The organism is Thalassobaculum litoreum DSM 18839, from assembly GCF_900102465.1.
GTDB lineage: Bacteria > Pseudomonadota > Alphaproteobacteria > Thalassobaculales > Thalassobaculaceae > Thalassobaculum > Thalassobaculum litoreum.
Genome location: NZ_FNBW01000050.1, coordinates 1 through 1036, shown reverse-complemented (window position 1 = coordinate 1036; position 1036 = coordinate 1). Strand labels below are relative to the sequence as shown.

Here is a 1036-nt window from a genome sequence, read left to right as displayed (position 1 = left end):
GGCCCAGGAGGCGGTGCCGATTTCTCAGGCCTGGCCACCGACGTGCAGCAGCTGGTCGACCAGCTCGACCCGTTGGCCAAAGTCACCCGCGAGGCGAGCGACGCCGAAGAGCAGCTGCGCGCGTCCCATGAGAAGTTGACCGCCGCGGGCTACGACGTCGAAGCCCTGATCGCCTCCCTGAAGCACGGTACCGCGGGCTACGCGTTCGGGCTGGGCGCTGCCGCCCGAGCTGCCCGCGAGCAGGCCCAGGACACGACCCTGGCTCTGCAGGTCCGCAAGCTCGAGGCCGAGGGTACCGATGAGGCACGCCAGGAGATCGTGAGGCTGACTGCGGCCCGCGAGCTCGACCGCCTGGAGAGCCGCCGACAGCAGGCCGTCATGGCGGCAGCACCTGGCCAGATCGGCGAGATCAATGCCGCCTACGCCGAGCTGCGCGCAGCGGTCCTGGCCACCCGCGACGCCGAGCTGGTCTGGTCGTCCGGCCAGGACCAGGCGCTGAAGTCCCTGCGCGCCCGGCTCGACCCGATCGCGGAGAAGTATCGCGACGTCGACCAGCAGGCGCTGCTGCTGCTGCGCGGCTTCGAGGCCGGCAAGCTCACCTATGAGCAGTACTTGGACCTGATCGGCCGGCTCGGCGACCAGGTGGAAGCCTGGGCCGCGGCACAGAACCAGGCTGCCGATGCCGTTGTCCGCACGGCCGAGGATCTGGAGTTCTCCAACGAGATCCGGCGCCTGGAGCTGGAGAACACCGACGAGGCGCGCCGTCGGATCGTGGCACTGACGACGGCACGCAAGCTCGAGCAGCTGGAGCTGGAGCGGTCGCGCGCTCTGCTGGAGGCCCTGCCCGAGCAGATCGATGCGGTCAACGCGGCCTACGATCGGATGCGCAAGGCCATCATCGACGAGGGCCAGGTACGCGAGCTGGAGCGCCTGAAGAACCAGGCCAACCCGCTCGCCGAGGCTTTCAAGACGGCGGCCGAGGGTATCCAGCGGGGCTTCAGCGATGCGTTCACCAACATCGCGCGCAACGGCAAGC

1 protein-coding gene is annotated in these 1036 nt (G+C 69.4%); it reads left to right on the top strand.

Translation table 11 applies throughout. The features are described 5' to 3' along the window. Positions 1 to 1036: COG5 family protein (locus BLS34_RS26145; protein ID WP_175474393.1), on the top strand; the 1036-nt coding region annotated here is incomplete at both ends.